Annotated in this window: 16 protein-coding genes and 1 tRNA gene; 6 read left to right on the plus strand and 11 right to left on the minus strand. The window is 68.4% G+C overall.

Features of this window, described 5'->3' with window-relative positions:
- Positions 1-8: 8 nt before the first annotated feature.
- The 3 genes from E3O49_RS13680 to E3O49_RS13690 all read right to left on the minus strand — a co-directional run bounded on the left by E3O49_RS13680 (position 9) and on the right by E3O49_RS13690 (position 1906).
- Complete coding sequence (locus tag E3O49_RS13680; protein WP_134365304.1) at positions 9-497, minus strand: hypothetical protein; 489 nt, start codon at positions 495-497, stop codon at positions 9-11.
- Between the two features lie 137 nt (positions 498-634).
- Complete coding sequence (locus E3O49_RS13685; protein WP_134403386.1) at positions 635-1816, minus strand: cation:proton antiporter; 1182 nt, start codon at positions 1814-1816, stop codon at positions 635-637.
- Positions 1817-1833: 17 nt separating this feature from the next.
- Positions 1834-1906 (minus strand) — tRNA-Lys (locus E3O49_RS13690).
- Positions 1907-2016: 110 nt separating this feature from the next.
- On the opposite strand from E3O49_RS13690, the gene E3O49_RS13695 reads away from it, so the two are divergent.
- The 4 genes from E3O49_RS13695 (at position 2017) to E3O49_RS13710 (ending at position 5293) form a co-directional block, all read left to right on the plus strand.
- Complete coding sequence (locus tag E3O49_RS13695; RefSeq protein ID WP_134365315.1) at positions 2017-2646, plus strand: DNA-directed RNA polymerase subunit beta; 630 nt, start codon at positions 2017-2019, stop codon at positions 2644-2646.
- A 224-nt stretch (positions 2647-2870) separates the two neighbouring features.
- A complete protein-coding gene (gene sigK, locus E3O49_RS13700; protein ID WP_241976266.1) occupies positions 2871-3455 on the plus strand; it encodes an ECF RNA polymerase sigma factor SigK in 585 nt (194 codons plus the stop codon).
- Positions 3452-4384: an anti-sigma factor gene (locus tag E3O49_RS13705; RefSeq protein WP_134434221.1), complete on the plus strand. Its 933-nt coding sequence runs from the start codon at positions 3452-3454 to the stop codon at positions 4382-4384. The genes sigK and E3O49_RS13705 overlap by 4 nt, the downstream gene beginning before the upstream one ends.
- 21 nt (positions 4385-4405) lie before the next feature.
- Entirely contained in the window at positions 4406-5293 is an 888-nt protein-coding gene (locus tag E3O49_RS13710; RefSeq protein ID WP_134365300.1) for an aminodeoxychorismate lyase, read from the plus strand.
- A 138-nt stretch (positions 5294-5431) separates the two neighbouring features.
- Here the strand turns inward: E3O49_RS13710 and pstB are convergent, their stop codons facing one another.
- The 8 genes from pstB to E3O49_RS13750 all read right to left on the minus strand — a co-directional run bounded on the left by pstB (position 5432) and on the right by E3O49_RS13750 (position 14479).
- The gene (gene pstB / locus E3O49_RS13715) at positions 5432-6211 is read right to left on the minus strand and encodes a phosphate ABC transporter ATP-binding protein PstB (RefSeq protein WP_134365299.1); all 780 of its coding nucleotides are present in this window, start codon (positions 6209-6211) and stop codon (positions 5432-5434) included.
- Between the two features lie 41 nt (positions 6212-6252).
- Entirely contained in the window at positions 6253-7341 is a 1089-nt protein-coding gene (gene pstA / locus E3O49_RS13720) for a phosphate ABC transporter permease PstA (protein ID WP_134365298.1), read from the minus strand.
- Positions 7341-8285, minus strand: a complete 945-nt coding sequence (gene pstC, locus E3O49_RS13725; protein ID WP_134365297.1) for a phosphate ABC transporter permease subunit PstC — start codon at positions 8283-8285, stop codon at positions 7341-7343. The genes pstA and pstC overlap by 1 nt, the downstream gene beginning before the upstream one ends.
- Before the next feature lie 148 nt (positions 8286-8433).
- Positions 8434-9528: a phosphate ABC transporter substrate-binding protein PstS gene (gene pstS, locus E3O49_RS13730; RefSeq protein WP_134403388.1), complete on the minus strand. Its 1095-nt coding sequence runs from the start codon at positions 9526-9528 to the stop codon at positions 8434-8436.
- Positions 9529-9707: 179 nt separating this feature from the next.
- On the minus strand, positions 9708-10643 hold the full coding sequence (locus E3O49_RS13735) for an NUDIX hydrolase (protein WP_134365295.1): 936 nt from the start codon (positions 10641-10643) through the stop codon (positions 9708-9710).
- The gene (locus E3O49_RS13740; RefSeq protein WP_134365294.1) at positions 10640-12814 is read right to left on the minus strand and encodes an RNA degradosome polyphosphate kinase; all 2175 of its coding nucleotides are present in this window, start codon (positions 12812-12814) and stop codon (positions 10640-10642) included. Before E3O49_RS13740 ends, E3O49_RS13735 begins: the two co-directional genes overlap by 4 nt.
- A gap of 56 nt (positions 12815-12870) precedes the next feature.
- Positions 12871-13812, minus strand: coding sequence for a mycothiol synthase (mshD, locus tag E3O49_RS13745; protein ID WP_134365293.1), 942 nt, complete (start codon positions 13810-13812; stop codon positions 12871-12873).
- Positions 13787-14479, minus strand: coding sequence for a winged helix-turn-helix transcriptional regulator (locus E3O49_RS13750; RefSeq protein ID WP_241976268.1), 693 nt, complete (start codon positions 14477-14479; stop codon positions 13787-13789). The genes mshD and E3O49_RS13750 overlap by 26 nt, the downstream gene beginning before the upstream one ends.
- A 73-nt stretch (positions 14480-14552) precedes the next feature.
- Between E3O49_RS13750 and E3O49_RS13755 the strand changes: the two genes are divergently transcribed.
- Together E3O49_RS13755 and E3O49_RS13760 are read left to right on the plus strand one after the other, a co-directional pair.
- Positions 14553-14816 (plus strand): hypothetical protein, encoded by a 264-nt coding sequence (locus E3O49_RS13755; protein WP_134365292.1) that lies wholly within the window; start codon positions 14553-14555, stop codon positions 14814-14816.
- A 155-nt stretch (positions 14817-14971) separates the two neighbouring features.
- Positions 14972-15586 carry a nitrobindin family protein gene (locus E3O49_RS13760; protein ID WP_134365291.1) on the plus strand — a complete coding sequence of 205 codons (615 nt, stop codon included), beginning with the start codon at positions 14972-14974 and terminating at the stop codon, positions 15584-15586.

Here is a 15586-nt window from a genome sequence, read left to right on the forward strand (position 1 = left end):
GGGGGGCGTTACGCCGCCACGTCGAGCCGGGCCGGTGCCGGTCCGGGCAATCCGGGCGCGCCAGCGGAGATGCTCCGTGGTGCCATGGCTGCGGATCCGCGCCCGGCGGAGGCCGGTGCGGTGCCGACCACGCCGTCGTCCGGCACGCTCACGTCGCGGTCCAGGATGCTGCCCGAGGCCACGCGTGCGCGCCGGCCGATGCGCACATAACTGCCCAGGCGCGCTCCGCTGCCGATGCCCGCTTCCGCGCCGACATGCACGTTCTGGCCGATGAACACCCGTGATCCGACTCGGGCGTCGTGGTCGATCCAGCTGCCCGGCCCGATCCACGCCTCCGGTCCGACCCGTGCGCCGCTTTCTACATACGCCGTGCGGGACACGAACGCACCGGGGTGCACCCGCGCGTCGGGGGACACCAGGCCGTGCCCGTTGGCGTGGCGTCGGTACTTCGTCACGACGCCGGACTCGATTTCAACTTCTTCATTCACTTTTCCCATCTGCGACCTCCTTCTGTCGCTGGTGCGGCTCTGGCCGCTCCATTGACGTGAAGTATGAAGGGGCTACCCGAGCGCTGACCGTGTCAACGCTGGGTGCGGGCCGGGAATTCCCGGGCAGAGCATCCGTGCGGGGCCGGTCAGGGTGCTGCGGGGGTCGTCTCCGCCGCCCGGGCCTGCTTCTTGGCTGCCCGGCCGCCCGCGAGTGCGGAGGCCACGACGGTGATGAGCGCCCCGAGGATCACGGCCGCCCCTTCGCCGGGCAGCAGCAGGTCTGACCGGGTGCCGATCGTCACGGCCGCGACGGGCACCCCGAGCTGGGCCGCGGACAAGACGCCGAGCGGGAGCTCCTGCCCGAGCAGCCGCGTGACGATGTGGGCCAGCAGCGCCCCACCGCCGAGCAGCAGCCCCAGCAGGATCATCTGCGGATGGTCGACCAGGTCGAGCAGGTTGAGGGAAGCGCCGAGCCAGACGAAGAACAGAGGCCCCAGGAATCCGTCCGCGAGGGCGAACAGCTGCCGGGCCAGCCGACGCGGCTCGCCGACCGCCGCGACCGCGAGTCCGAACGAGAAGCCAGCGAGCATGATCGACACATTGCGGTACACGGCGAGGGCGGCCATCGCGAACAGGGTGGCCAGCTGGAGCCTGAGTTCGAGGGCGAACTTGCGTTGCTCCGACAGATGGTGCACCGCGATCCGCGATCCGTTCCGCTCCAGCCAGGACAGCACCAGATACAGGGACAGGGCCGCGGCCGAGACGATGAGCGCGCCCAGGGCCGTGCGTGCGGCGTTGGGCGGATCGATCGCGAGGGGGAGCGCGATGATCGCGGCGATGTCGGCGACGGCCACCTGGGCCGTCAGCTGCAGGAGCGGGGTACCGCGCAGCCGCAGGGACTGCACGATCGGCAGTACCAGGACGGCGGACGACGACGCGATCAGCACGACGTACAGCGGGGCGTGCAGGGTGCCGAACAGGGCGGCAATGCCGACGCCGAGGATGACGGCGGGAACCAGGACCAGGCCGGCACGGGCCACACCCGTACCGAGCGCGGAGCGAAGCTGCCCGTCCCGCATAGGCACGTGGCTGCCGGCGACGAACATCATCAGGGCGAAGCCCACGTCCGCCAGGAAGGTGAGCGTCGGATCGGTCGGATCCACGAGCCGGAGCCCGGTCTGGCCCACGAGGATGCCGGCCAGCAGCTGCCCGAACATCACCGGCAGGCTCCACCGGCGGGGGATCGCCAGCAACGGGCCGAGCAATGCCACCACGGAGATGATCGCCAGCGTCTGGAAGGTCATCGCGAATTCCATCTCAGGTTGCATGCCCCGAATGAAGAAAGTGGGCCCCGTCGGGCTCGAACCGACGACCCAAGGATTAAAAGTCCTTTGCTCTACCAACTGAGCTAGAGGCCCGCGGTTAATAATGTACAGGGGATTGCCCGAGGGTTTTTCTCGGTACCGTGAGAGAACGTCCCGCAAGCGTCGAGACGGATGCGCCCACAGCGAACACACAGGAGGATGCGATGGCCGAAGACTTCCACAAGCCGACCCAGTTCTCCGGCAGCAAATTCGAATCCTTCCAGGGGGGCGAGGACCCTGCGCTGATCAGCCGGGTCGCGCACGAAACGGCGCACGCTCTTCTGGCGCGCGTGCGCCGCGACCCTGACCCGGCCGTCGTGGATCGCCTCGTGGCCTACACCGACGAGCACGGCATCGACGCCGTGGCCGAGCTGTGGTCACGGGCGACGCCGCGCAGTCTCCCGGGCGCGCTCTGGCGGCTCTACCTGGTGCGGCTGCTGATCCGTCAGGATCCGGAAGGCACCGCGTTCCTGTACCAGCGCGGAACCGAGGTCACGGTCGCCATCGATCCGCTGGTCGCGGGCGCCGTGGCGCCCACGGGGCCGGGGGAGATCATCGCCCTGGCCGACCAGATCCTGCGGGGCATCTTCACCGGCGACTTCGCCGTGGCGCTGGACCGGGCGGCGGCGTTCTGCCGCGTCACCTCCGTCGGGTGCACGAGCATCGCCGACGACCTGGAGACGACGCAGCCGGTGCGGTCGACCGAACTCACCACCCGCGCCCTGCGCTTCTCGACCACCGCGCAGGAGTTCGGTTCCTGCGCCCGGCTGTGGCGCAGCGAGTCGCTGGACTAGACGAATTCGCCGGCCGCGTCGTTTACACTGGATCCTGGTCGGGCCGCAGTAACCCCGGGCTCCAATATTCGCCGCTTTGAGCGGCCTCGCGCCGAGAGGCGTTCTGCGGCCCGGCCTTCACTCGTCCTCCCCGCGGTCTGCGGTCGCAATCGTGACCAATCCGATCCGGACTCGGCCCCGAACCTCAGTCATGGAACGGGAAAAGACCTGACATGCTTGTTCTCATGACTGCTGACTTCGACTTCGACCTAGAGTCGACGGTCCCGGAATCCAAGGAACAACTCCTCGGCCGGGTGGCGCGGGGGGACGAAGCGGCGTTCGGCGAGCTGTACGACCAGATGGCACCACGCGTGCTGGGTCTGGTCAGACGGTTGCTGGTCGATCCCGCCCAGTCGGAAGAGGTGACCCAGGAGATCTTCCTGGAAATCTGGCAGTCGGCGACACGGTATGAGGTTCAGCGTGGCGGCGCCTCGACCTGGATTCTGACGATGGCGCACCGGCGCGCCGTCGACCGGATCCGGTCGTCGCAGGCCAGTCGCGATCGTGACACGAAGATCGGCATCCGCGACCTCGCGGTCGCCTACGACGAGGTATCCGAAACAGTGGAAGTACGGCTCGAGCACGAAAGGGTGGAGAAGGCGATGTCCAGATTGACGCAACTGCAACGTCAGGCGATCAGCCTCGCCTACTACGGCGGCCTCAGCCAGAGTGAAGTGGCCGAGCGGTTGCAGATCCCGCTCGGAACGGTGAAGACGAGGTTGCGAGACGGCATGATCCGGCTGCGCGACGAATTGGGCGTGGCGTCATGAGCGAGAACACCCGCCAGAACGGCGTCGAACGCGGCGACAACCCGGGCGACCTGGCCGGCGCCTACGCCCTGAACGCGCTCGGCGCTGACGACGCCGCCGCCTACGAGGGGCACCTCGCCGAATCGGAGCAGGCCCGGATTGAGGCTGCCGAGCTCGGCGACACCGCCGTCGCGCTGGGTCTGGCCGCGGCGCCCGTGCAGCCCACCCCGGGGCTGAAGGCCTCGCTGATGGCCAAGCTCGCGGCGACACCCCAGCTGCCCGCGCTGGCCGGTCCGGCGGCTGCGGTCGCTCCGGTCGCTGCCCCGCAGGCCGAACCGGGCGCGACCGAGGCCGCCCGGCCCGAGACGCTTAAGCCCGCTCAGACGAGGCCTGAGACGACGAAGCCCGAGACGACGGATGCCCCCGCGCCGGCCCCCGCGACCGTGACCCCGATCGGCGGGGCGGCCGCGCAGCGGGCCCGCAGCCGCTGGTTCCAGCGCCCGGTCGGACTCCTGCTGGCCGCCGCAGCGGCCGTGGCGCTGTTCGTGGCCGGCGGATTCGCCGGGCAGGCCTTCAACACGAACCAGTTCGAGCAGCAGCAGGCCGCCGGCCTGGCCCAGATCAACGCCGCCCCGGATTCGCAGCGGGCGTCGACGACCACGGCCGACGGGCATCCGGCCACCCTGGTCTGGTCCAGCGAGCGCCACCTTTCGGCGCTGCTGGTCGACGACCTGCCGTCCCTGCCCTCCGACAAGGACTACCAGCTCTGGTACATCGGGGGCGACGGCGCGGTCCCGGCGGGCACCTTCGACTCCTCCGGCGCGGGCACCGTCTGGCGCGTGCTGGACGGCAGCATGACGGCGGGAGACACGATCGGCGTCACCGTGGAACCCCGCGGCGGCTCCCGTCAGCCCACCACCGACCCGATTGTCGCCATCCAGAGTTCCTGACGCATCGTTTATGCTCGGCGTATGACACTGCCATTCACGCTGCTGATCGACCCGGTTCCGGCCGATTCACCCCGCACGGATTTCAGCGACACGTTCCATGAAGTGAACTCCGACGCGCCCGCCCTGCGCGTGGACGACCTCAGCGCCCAGCGCGGGGACGGGATCTTCGAAACCCTGGGGTTCATCGACGGGTCCCCGCAGGAGGTGGGACCGCACATCGGTCGGCTCTGCAACTCCGCCGAGATCTGCGAGTTGCCGGCGCCCAACGTCGCCCAGTGGTTCGCCGCGATCACGCATGCCATGGAGCGGCTGCCGCGCACGGGCGAGATCGCGCTGAAGATCGTGCTCAGCCGCGGGGTCGAACCCGGTCCGGTCGCCACGGCCTGGCTGCAGGCGACCGCGGCGCCCGACTTCGGGCCCGTCCGCACGGATGGCGTGCGCGCGGTCACGCTGGACCGCGGCTATCCGCGGGGCGTGGCCGAGCAGGCCCCGTGGCTGCTGATGGGGGCCAAAACCCTCAGCTACGCGGTGAACATGGCGGCGCTGCGGGAGGCGAAGCGCCGCGGCGCCGACGACACGATCTTCCTCACCCATGACGGGTTTGTGCTGGAGGGCCCCACCTCGAGCGTCGTCATCCGGTCCGGCGGGGTCTACGTCACGCCGGTGCCGAGCGGGGCCATCCTGCACGGAACGACCCAGCAGAGCGTCTTCGAATACCTGCAGGCGGCCGGGGAGCGCACGGAGTACCGTGACCTGACCGCCCCGGAGCTGCGGGCGGCGGACGCGGTCTGGCTGGTGTCCAGCATCCGGATGGCCGTGCACGTCACCGAACTCGACGGGCAGTCCCTGCCGACCGACCCGGAGCGCACCCTCGCCCTGAACCGGCACCTCCTGGCCCGCACCACCTGAGCCCCGCCCGAACCAATTCGACGGAGATTCTGCTCCCACGGGGCCGGATCAGGCGATTTTGGCGCGTTTTGGCCAAAATCTCCGTCGAATTCGTTCGGGGCAGGCCCTCGTGCGGGGCGAGCCGGGGTGGGCGGCGGGTTAGCCGAAGCGGCCGGAGACGTAGTCCTCGGTGGCCTGAATGCTCGGGTTGGAGAAGATCGTGGTCGTGTCGTCGTACTCGATCAGCTTGCCGGGCTTGCCGGTGCCGGCGATGTTGAAGAAGCCGGTGCGGTCGGAGACCCGGGATGCCTGCTGCATGTTGTGAGTGACGATCACGATCGTGTATTCGGACTTCATCTCCTCGATCAGGTCCTCGATCGCGAGCGTCGAGATCGGGTCGAGGGCCGAGCAGGGCTCGTCCATCAGGATGACGTCGGGCTGCACCGCGATCGCCCGCGCGATGCAGAGGCGCTGCTGCTGACCGCCGGAGAGGCTCGAGCCGGGCTTGTCGAGCCGGTCCTTGACCTCGTTCCAGAGGTTCGCACCCTGCAGGGACTTCTCGATCAGGTCGTCGGCGTCGGTCTTGGCCATCCGGCGGTTGTTGAGTTTCACGCCGGCCAGCACGTTGTCGCCGATCGACATGGTGGGGAACGGGTTCGGGCGCTGGAACACCATCCCGACCTGCCGGCGCACGAGCACCGGGTCCACGCCGGGGCCGTAGAGGTTGTTGCCGTCGATGAGCACCTCGCCGGTGACGTAGGCCCCCGGGATGACCTCGTGCATGCGGTTGAGGGTGCGCAGGAACGTGGACTTGCCGCACCCGCTGGGCCCGATCAGGGCCGTCACGGTGCGAGGCTCGATCGTCAGCGACACGCCTTCGACAGCCAAGAACTTGCTGTAATAGACGTTGAGGTCGTTGACTTCAATGCGCTTGGACATGCATTCCTTCGAGTTGGACGGCCAGCGGCCGCCGGTGGAGCCTAGCGGCCGAGCTTGGGGGAGAAGAGTTTGGCGATGATGCGGGCGAGGGCGTTCAGCAGCATCACGATCAGGACGAGGGTGAGCGCGCCGGCCCAGGCCCGGTCCAGGTAGGCCTGGGTGTCAGCGCCCTGGTTGGCGTACTGCGTGTACACGAACACCGGAAGGGTCATCATGCGCTCGTTGAACAGGTCGTAGTTCATGCTCGCCGTGAACCCGGAGATGATCAGCAGCGGCGCGGTCTCGCCGATCACGCGTGCGATCGAGATCATGATGCCGGTGACGATACCGGCCAAGGAGGTGGGCAGAACGACCTTCAGGATGGTCAGCCACTTCGGCACGCCGAGCGCGTACGCGGCCTCGCGCAGCTCGTTCGGCACGAGCTTGAGCATCTCCTCGCTCGAGCGCACGACCACCGGGATCATCAGCACCGACAGGGCGATCGCGCCACCGAAACCGAACCGGATGCCCGGGTCGTTGAACAGCAGGGAGAACAGGGCGAAGGCGAAGAGGCCCGCGACGATCGAGGGGATGCCCGTCATCACGTCGACGAAGAAGGTGATCGCCCGAGACAGCCGGCCCCGGCCGTACTCGGTCAGGTAGATCGCCGTGAGCAGCCCGATCGGCACCGAGATGAGGGTGGCGACTCCCGTGATCAGCAGCGTGCCCATCACGGCGTGCAGGGCGCCGCCACCCGCGCCGACCACGTTGCGCTGGGACGCCGTGAAGAACGTCGGGGTGAGGAAGGCGGGCAGGCCGTTGATCACCGTGGTGGCCACCAGGGAGATGAGCGGGAGCAGGGCCACCACGAAGGCGGCGGTGACCAGGGCGGTGACCAGACGGTCCTTGGCCTTGCGCACGCCCTCGACGAAGTAGGACAGCAGGTAGATCGCGACGCAGTAGAGCACCGTGCCGAAGAAGAGCGTGCCGGCGATGTTGAAGCTCTCGCTGGCTCCGGAGAGCTGCACCACGAAGAACACCGCGGCGGTGACCAGCCAGCTGCCCAGCAGCACGGCGAGGCCCGAGTGCTTCGGAAGCTTGCCGGCCGTGAGCGAGTTCGTCATGGGCGCCGCCATGGTGGTCGTGCTCATCAGTTCGCTCCCGAGAAGGCCTTGCGGCGGTTGATGATCAGGCGGGCGACCATGTTCACGGCCAGCGTGATCACGAAGAGCACCAGGCCGGTAGCCAGCAGGATGTTCACGCCGGTCCCGTGCGCCTCCGGGAAGTTCAGGGCGATGTTGGCGGCGATCGTGGTGGGGTTCTGCGAGGTGAGCAGCTGGAAGACCACCTGGGAGCTGGGTGAGAGCACCATGGCCACGGCCATCGTCTCACCCAGCGCGCGGCCCAGTCCGAGCATCGACGCCGAGATGATTCCGGAGCGGCCGAAGGGCAGCACGGCCATCGCGATCATTTCCCAGCGGGTCGCTCCGAGGGCGAGGGACGCCTCCTCGTAGAGAACGGGGGTCTGCAGGAAGATCTCCCGGCACAGGGCGGTGATGATCGGCAGCACCATGACGGCCAGCACGATCGCGACCGTCAGGATCGTGCGGCCGGTGCCGGAGACGGGACCGGCGAAGAGCGGGATCCAGCCGAACCATGCCACCAGGGTGGCGTAGAAGGGCTGCAGCAGCGGCGCGAGAACGCCGATGCCCCAGAGGCCGAAGACCACGGATGGCACGGCGGCGAGCAGGTCGACGATGTAGCCCAGTCCCTGCGAGAGCTTGCGGGGAGCGTAGTGGGAGATGAACAGCGCGATGCCGATGGCCAGTGGAACGGCGATGAGCAGGGCCAGGAACGCGGACCAGAGCGTGCCGAAGGCGAGCGGCCAGACGTAGGACCAGAAGTTGGTGTAGCCGCCGGTGAAGTCCTCCGGCTTGGCCACGAAGGCGGGGAGGCTTTGCACCAGCAGGAAGGCGGCAACGGAGGCGAGCACGGCGAGGATCAGGCCGCCGGAGACCACCGTGGCGGTGGAGAAGATGCGGTCGCCCGGGCGCTGAGGCGCCCGGATCGTTCCACGGGCAACTGCGGTGGTCATGCCTGGCATCTCCCTGAGGTGGTGAGGTGGTGAGTGTGGGGGAGGTTCGAGCCGCTGGCCACAAACCTCAGTCTGCCCGGTCCGGGAGGCGCATGCAATGCGACGCCTCCCGAACCGGGCTGACCTGAGGTGATGCTGGTGACGAGTGTTACTTGATGGTGGCGAGAACTGCGGAGACCTTGTCGGCGAGTTCGGTCGACAGCGGCGCGGCGCCACCGGCGGATGCGGCGACGGACTGGCCGTCGGAGCCGGCCATGTAGCTGACGTAGGCCTTGACCAGTTCGCCCTGTGCTGCGTCGGCGTACTCGGTGCAGACGACGGCGTAGCTCACGAGAACGAGCGGGTAGTGCGTCGGGTCCGTGGTGAGACGGTTGATCTTGATGGCGAGGTCGCTCTTGTCGCGGCCTTCGACGAGGGGCGAGTCGGCGACGACGGCGGCAGCAGCATCGGCCGTGTAGCCGACGAACTTGTCGCCGACCTTGATCTTGGCGACGCCGAGGTCGCCGGCCTTCGAGGCATCCGCGTAGCCGATGGTGCCCACGCCGTTGGTGACGGCGTCGACGACACCGGAGGTGCCCTTGGCGCCCTCACCGGACTGCAGCGGGAACGGGTCGGCCGGTGCATCGGTCCACACGTCGGGGGCGGTCTGGAACAGGTAGTCCGTGAAGTTCTTGGTGGTGCCGGAGTCGTCCGAGCGGTGCACGGCGGTGATCGCGGTCGCGGGGAGCGTCGCCTTCGGGTTCAACGCGGCGATGGCCGGGTCGTTCCAGGTCGTGATCTCGCCCTTGAAGATCTTGGCGAGCGTGTCGGAGTCCAGGTTGAGGTCTTTGACGCCCTCGACGTTGAAGATCACGGCGATCGGGGAGATGTAGACCGGGAGGTCGACGGCCGAGGAGCCGGGAGCGCAGGCGGCGAACGTGCCGGCCAGCTCTTCGTCCTTGAGGTAGGAGTCACTGCCGGCGAAGTCGGAGCCGCCGCCGATGAAGGTTTCGCGGCCGGCGCCGGAGCCGGACGGGTCGTAGTTGACCGTGACGTCGGGGTTGGCCGTCTGGAACGCTGCGATCCAGGCTTCCTGGGCCGAGCCCTGCGCGGAGGAACCGGCGCCGGTGAGGGTGCCGGTGAGAGCGCTGGCAGCGCCCTCGGTGCTGGCAGGAGTGGCGGATTCGTTCGAGGCACAAGAAGACAGTGCAAGAGCGGCAACGACGGCGATGACCGCGGGTCGGCCAAAACGCGTGAAGTTCACAAGGATCCCTTTCGAGGGTTGACTGCAAAGAAAATGACTGCGTAGTCGAGACCGGTGCTGGCCTCGGGGAGACACTATTCCTCGTGGTTAACGACACCCCTGCACGCAGGTGAACGGAAGGTTAACGCATCGTGGCGGGCCGCTATGGGCCCGCCACCACGCGTTGAAGGAATGCCCGGTCAGACCGCGGGCGAGTGGGTTTCGATCGCGACGATCCCGGCGCTCGGATTGTCGGCGGAGAGGTGCACGACCGAGAACGATCCCGTTTCCAGCGCCGCGGCATCCGAAATGTAGGAACCGTATGTGCTGCCCGTGGCGAGGGCGATCTCGTGCAGGATCTTCGGCAGCACCGGCCCGTGGCTGCAGATGACGGCCGTCTTGCGCGACCGCACCCGCTTGCCGATGCCGGACCGCACATCCGCGGTGCCCTGCTCGAACGCGTCCTGACTGTACCGCTCGGTGCGCTTGACCGGGATGCCCGTGGCCGCGGCCAACGGGGCGACGGTGGTCACACAGCGGGTCGCCGTGCTCGACACGATCCGGCGCGGCTGCCAGGCGGTGATCGTGGGCACGATGGCGGTGGCCTGCTTCACGCCCCGCTCGGTGAGGGGCCTGCTGCTGTCCGTGCCGTCCCAGTTGCCCGGCTGCACCGCCTTGGCGTGCCGGAGCGCGATCAGGGCGAACGTGCGGGTGACGCCGGTGTCGACGAGTTTCGCGAACGCGTCGATGATGTCGACGTCGGGCGTGTAGCTCAGGTAGGTTCGGGCCTTCTTGATGGTGACCCACTCGATCGCGGCCACCTCGCCGTTCGGGACGAACGTCGACTGCTGGATGGCTTCCGGGGAGACCTCCGCGGCCCAGTAGTGCACGATCTTCTCGCGTCCGTTGAGCAGAGAGTAGGCCGAGATGCCCAGCGGCACCCCCAGGGCCACGGCCAGCCCGGTCTCCTCTTCGATCTCGCGCACGGCCGTCTGCGGCAGCGTTTCACCCGGATCGAGTTTCCCCTTCGGAATGGTCACGTCGCCGTACACGGTGCGGTGGATCAGCAGGACGTTCATCTTGCCGTCGATCAAACGCCAGCAGACGGCGCCGGCGGCGTAGACGGGGTCGGTCATCGACGGCCCGTTGGGCGCTTGCGGAGGGAGATTTGTTGCATGAGCCTGTTCTGCATGTCGTCGAGCGGCTGCCCGGATTCGTCCTGGTGGTGTCTGGTCCACTCGCCCGAGCTGTCCAGCCACCACGACGAGGTGCGGTCGTCCATCGCCCGGGTGAAGAGGGCGTCGATTTCGGTGAGGTGGTCAGGGTCGACCAGGCGCACCAGTGCCTCGACGCGGCGGTCGAGGTTGCGGTGCATCATGTCGGCGCTGCCGATGTAGACCTGCGGGTCGCCGTTCGTGTGGAAGGAGAAGATCCGCGAGTGTTCGAGGTAGCGGCCGAGGATGGAGCGCACCTTGATGTTCTCGCTCATCCCGGGCACGCCCGGTTTGAGACTGCAGATGCCGCGTACCCAGATCTCGACCGGCACCCGGGCCTGGCTGGCCCGGTAGAGAGCGTCGATGATGGCCTCGTCGACCATGGAGTTGACCTTGATCCGGATGCCGGAGGGCTTGCCGGCCTGGGCGGCTGCGGTCTCCGCCGCGATGCTCTTGAGCAGCCCTCGGCGCAGGTGCAGCGGCGCCACGAGCAGGCGCTTGAACTTCTTCTCGATGGCGTAGCCGGAGAGCTCGTTGAACAGCCGGGTGAGGTCCTTCCCGACCTGCGGGTCCGCAGTCAGGAGACCGAGGTCCTCATACATCCGGCTGGTCTTGGGGTTGTAGTTGCCGGTGCCGATGTGGCTGTAGTGGCGCAGCACCCCGCCTTCGTTCCGCACGACGAGGGCGAGCTTGCAGTGGGTCTTCAGGCCGACGAGGCCGTAGACCACGTGCACGCCGGCCTTTTCGAGCTTGCGGGCCCAGGTGATGTTCGCCTGCTCGTCGAAGCGGGCCTTGATCTCGACCAGCGCGAGCACCTGCTTGCCGGATTCGGCGGCGGCGATGAGCGCTTCCACGATGGGGCTGTCCCCGGAGGTGCGGTACAGGGTCTGCTTGATGGCGAGCACGTTCGGGTCGGCGGCGGCCTGCTCCAGGAACGCCTGCACGCTGGTCGCGAACGACTCGTAGGGGTGGTGCAGCAGGATGTCCCGGCGGCCGATGGCGCTGAAGATGTCCGGTTCCGCGTTGGGCTCGGGCGCGAGCAGCTGCACGGCCGTCGTCGGGACATGCTTGGCGTACCGCAGGTCGGGCCGGTCGATGCGCAGGTCGAACAGGCCGCCCAGGTCGAGCGGCGCGGGCAGGCGGTAGACCTCCTGCTCGGTCACGTCGAGCTCGCGCACCAGCAGGCCGAGGGTGACCTCGTCCATGTCCTCGGTGATCTCGAGGCGGATGGGCGGGCCGAAGCGGCGACGCAGCAGCTCCTTCTCGAGGGCCTTGATCAGGTTCTCGGTCTCGTCCTCTTCGATCTCGACGTCTTCGTTGCGGGTGACCCGGAAGACGTGGTGTTCGAGGATGTCCATGCCGGGGAACAGGTCGCCGAGGTGGTTCGCGATCAGGTCCTCGAGGGTGATGAAGCGCACGCTGTCGACGTTCTCCCGGCGGTCCACGCGCACGAAGCGCGGGAGCATGGTGGGCACCTTGAGCCGGGCGAACTCCTGCTTGCCGGTCTTCGAGTTGCGCACGCGCACGGCGAGGTTGAGCGAGAGCCCCGAAATGTACGGGAACGGGTGCACCGGATCGACGGCGAGCGGCATCAGCACCGGGAAGATCTGGTTCGAGAAGTAGTCGCGCAGGGAACGGCGGTCGGCTTCGTCCAGGGTGTCCCAGTTGACGATGTCGATCCCGGCTTCGGCCAGGGCCGGGCTGACGAGGTCCTGGAACGCGTGGGCGTGCCGGTCCTGCAGCACGTGCGCCGTGGCGGAGATGTCGGAGAGGGCGTCCTGGGGTGCGCGCCCGATGTTGGTCGGCACGGCCAGCCCGGTGAGGATGCGCCGTTTCAGTCCGGCCACCCGCACCATGAAGAATTCGTCCAGGTTGCTGGCGAAGATGGCGAGGAAGTTCGCCCGCTCCAGCGCCGGCAGGTCGGGATCCTCGGCGAGTTCGAGCACCCGCTGGTTGAACGCCAGCCAGCTCAGTTCGCGGTCGAGGTACCGCTCCTTGGGTAACGCCGGATCGTTCACTCCGATCAGGGGATCGAAGTCGTCGTCAAAGTCGCTGCCCAGTCCCGATTCGGTCTGGATGTTATCGCCGTCCATCTCCCCATCTTGACACTGTGAGGCACACGGATGCGACGATCCGGCATGAACACCGGCTAACGAATGTGTCGGTGGTACTGCACATCGACCGTTCGGTCGGTGAAACCGAGGGAGCGGTACAGGTTCACCGCCGCGACGCTGTCGGCCTCCACGTAGAGATCCACGGTGCTGCAGCCGCGTTCGCGGAGGCGGTCGAGGCCGGCCTGCATGAGCCGGCGGCCGAGGCCGCGCCCGGCGGCATCCGGATGCACGCCGATGACGTAGATTTCGCCGACGGGGGAGCCGGGCTCCACCTTGAGCCAGTTGTAGCCGAGTAGTCGGCCGGACGCGGCCTCCCGGGCGAGCAGGAAGTCGCCGGCGTCGAACCAGGATTCCGCCTGGCGGGCCGCGAGGTCCTGCTCGGTGATCAGTCCCTGTTCCGGGTGGCTCGCGAAGACGAGCGCGTTGAGCGCCACCCAGTCCGCGTCGTGCGTGCCGGGCCGGAACGCCTCGATGACGATGCCGTCCGCCGGGTGGGCGAGGTGGGCCGGGTTCGCCGGGTCGGCCCCGTCCGGAACGGGCGGGGCGGCCGTCAGGTCCTTCCGCAGCTGCAGCAGGGTGCGTTCGGCGGCGAACCCGAAGCGTTCGGCCAGGGCCCGGGCCGCCGGGTGGTCACCGTGTGACCACAGGCGGAGGTCGCCCGGGGCATCCGTCAAAAGCCGGCCGAGGGCGTCGCCGCCGTGCCCGAGCCGCCGGGCGGCGGGGTCGATCACGAGGTCGAGTTCGCCCGCGCCGATGATCCCCGCGCCCACGACGCCGGTGTCCGCGTCCCCGGGGTGGGTGTCCGCGTCCCCGCTCGTCACGAGGAACGGCGTGCGCCGCCCGGAGGCCAGGTCGAATCGGGCCTGCTCGTTGAACGGCTGGTAGTCGTCGTGGGCCGTCGCCGCCGCGGCGACGCGGTCGAACTCGGCCGCGAAGGCCGGGTCGGAGAGGTTAGTCGCGGACCGGATGAATGCCACGGGTCCCGTCCTGCTCGGTCACGTTGAAGCGGTAGCCCACGTTGCGCACCGTGCCGATCAGCGATTCCTGGTCGCCGAGCTTGGCGCGCAGCCGTCGCACGTGCACGTCGACCGTGCGCGTGCCGCCGAAGTAGTCGTAGCCCCAGACCTCGCTGAGCAGCTGCTCCCGGGTGAAGACCCGCGACGGGTGGGCGGCCAGGAAACGCAGCAGCTCGAACTCCTTGTAGGTGAGGTCGAGCGGGCGGCCGTGCACCTTCGCCGAGTAGCTGGCCTCGTCGATGACCACGCCGGCCGCGCGGATGGTGGCGGATTCCTCCGGCCGCGGGGTACGACCGGCGGCCAGACGGATGCGGGCGTCCACCTCGGCCGGTCCGGCCGTGTCGAGGATGACGTCGTCGACGCCCCAGTCCGGGCTCACCGCCGCGAGGCCGCCTTCCGTGATCACCAGCAGCACCGGCATCAGGCTCCCGGTGGTGCGGAGGATCTGGCAGAGGGACTTGGCCCCGATCAGGTTGGTGCGCGCGTCGACCAGGACCAGATCGGAATCGGGCGCACGAACGAGCTGATCCGGCTGGGCCGGAATGATGCGTGTGCTGTGCGACAGCAATGCGAGGGCGGGAAGAACGTCAGTGTTGACCGCCGAGGTCAGGATCAACAACTGGGCCACGCGCACCCTCCAAAGATCGTGGCCCCATACTAGCGTGCCGCCGAATGATCGCCGGGCAGGGCAGAATAAGAGAGTGAGCTGGCAGTGGAGAAGTGTCGTGGGGGTCTGGGCCTTCGCCGTCGTGTGCGCGGTCCTGGTGGGAGCGTTGTCCCTGCCCGGCCAGCACCTGGTCTGGGTCGGCCTGTCCTTCGCGGGCTGCGTGATCGGAACCCTCTGCGTGCAACTGGCCACCGGCCGTAAGGACGGCTACGTGGACCGCGTGACGCGGAGCCTGGCCGGAGCGGTGGTCGTGCTCGCGGTCGCCTCCGGAATCTTCGCCCTGATTGGCCTCGTCTAGTAATCGAACCTCCCGCGGCGGGATAGAGTGAACGCATGTCTACCCTTGCACTCGAAATCTTCTTCCTGGGGCTCCTCGCGCTGGCGAGCCTGTCGATCGCCTGGGTCTCCGGCATGGTCCTGTTCAAGCTGTTCCGGGGGCAGCGGTAACCTTCGATGTTCGAGCTCCCCACCCAGCTCCCCGCCGAACTCGTTCCACTGTCGTGGCTGCTCGGTGTCTGGGAGGGCTCGGGAGTGCTCGACTATGTCGTCGGCGAGGAGTCGGTCAGCCGCGAGTTCGGCCACCGGCTCAGTTTCAGCCATGACGGCCTGCCGCACCTGAACTACAGCTCGTACACCTGGCTCGAGCCGGAACCCGGCTCCGACAACGGTGAGAAGACCCCGCTGATGACCGAAACCGGGTACTGGCGGCTGAGCCGCCCCCAGGGCGCCGGCGACCCGGGTCCCGGCCTGCTGCCAGCGGAGGGCGCGCATCCGTTCGTGACGGCGTCGGCGGTGGAAACGCTCCGCAACGCGGATGGCGGTTTCGACATCGACGTGACCATCGTGCACCCCGGCGGTGTCGCGGAGATCTACCTCGGCGAGGTCAAGGGTCCGCGGATCGACCTCGCGACGGATGCCGTGATGCGCACCCAGGGCGCTAAACCCTACTCCGCCGCGACGAGGCTCTACGGCCTGGTCGACGGCCACCTGCTCTGGGCCTGGGACATCGCCGCCCTCGGCCAGAGCCTGCGAACGCACGCCTCCGGACGCCTCAAGCGCGTCGAATAA

Source organism: Cryobacterium shii (genome assembly GCF_004402595.1).
Lineage (GTDB): Bacteria > Actinomycetota > Actinomycetes > Actinomycetales > Microbacteriaceae > Cryobacterium > Cryobacterium shii.

Excerpts from the sequence above, each read along its gene's own strand:
- E3O49_RS13680 (WP_134365304.1), bottom strand. The coding sequence starts at position 497 with ATGGGAAAAGTGAATGAAGAAGTTGAAATCGAGTCCGGCGTCGTGACG.
- E3O49_RS13735 (WP_134365295.1), bottom strand. The coding sequence starts at position 10,643 with ATGACCGACCCCGTCTACGCCGCCGGCGCCGTCTGCTGGCGTTTGATC.
- E3O49_RS13740 (WP_134365294.1), bottom strand. The coding sequence starts at position 12,814 with ATGGACGGCGATAACATCCAGACCGAATCGGGACTGGGCAGCGACTTT.
- E3O49_RS13705 (WP_134434221.1), top strand. The coding sequence starts at position 3,452 with ATGAGCGAGAACACCCGCCAGAACGGCGTCGAACGCGGCGACAACCCG.
- E3O49_RS13760 (WP_134365291.1), top strand. The coding sequence starts at position 14,972 with ATGTTCGAGCTCCCCACCCAGCTCCCCGCCGAACTCGTTCCACTGTCG.
- pstA (WP_134365298.1), bottom strand. The coding sequence starts at position 7,341 with ATGAGCACGACCACCATGGCGGCGCCCATGACGAACTCGCTCACGGCC.
- E3O49_RS13695 (WP_134365315.1), top strand. The coding sequence starts at position 2,017 with ATGGCCGAAGACTTCCACAAGCCGACCCAGTTCTCCGGCAGCAAATTC.
- E3O49_RS13685 (WP_134403386.1), bottom strand. The coding sequence starts at position 1,816 with ATGCAACCTGAGATGGAATTCGCGATGACCTTCCAGACGCTGGCGATC.
- E3O49_RS13710 (WP_134365300.1), top strand. The coding sequence starts at position 4,406 with ATGACACTGCCATTCACGCTGCTGATCGACCCGGTTCCGGCCGATTCA.
- pstB (WP_134365299.1), bottom strand. The coding sequence starts at position 6,211 with ATGTCCAAGCGCATTGAAGTCAACGACCTCAACGTCTATTACAGCAAG.
- sigK (WP_241976266.1), top strand. The coding sequence starts at position 2,871 with ATGACTGCTGACTTCGACTTCGACCTAGAGTCGACGGTCCCGGAATCC.
- pstC (WP_134365297.1), bottom strand. The coding sequence starts at position 8,285 with ATGACCACCGCAGTTGCCCGTGGAACGATCCGGGCGCCTCAGCGCCCG.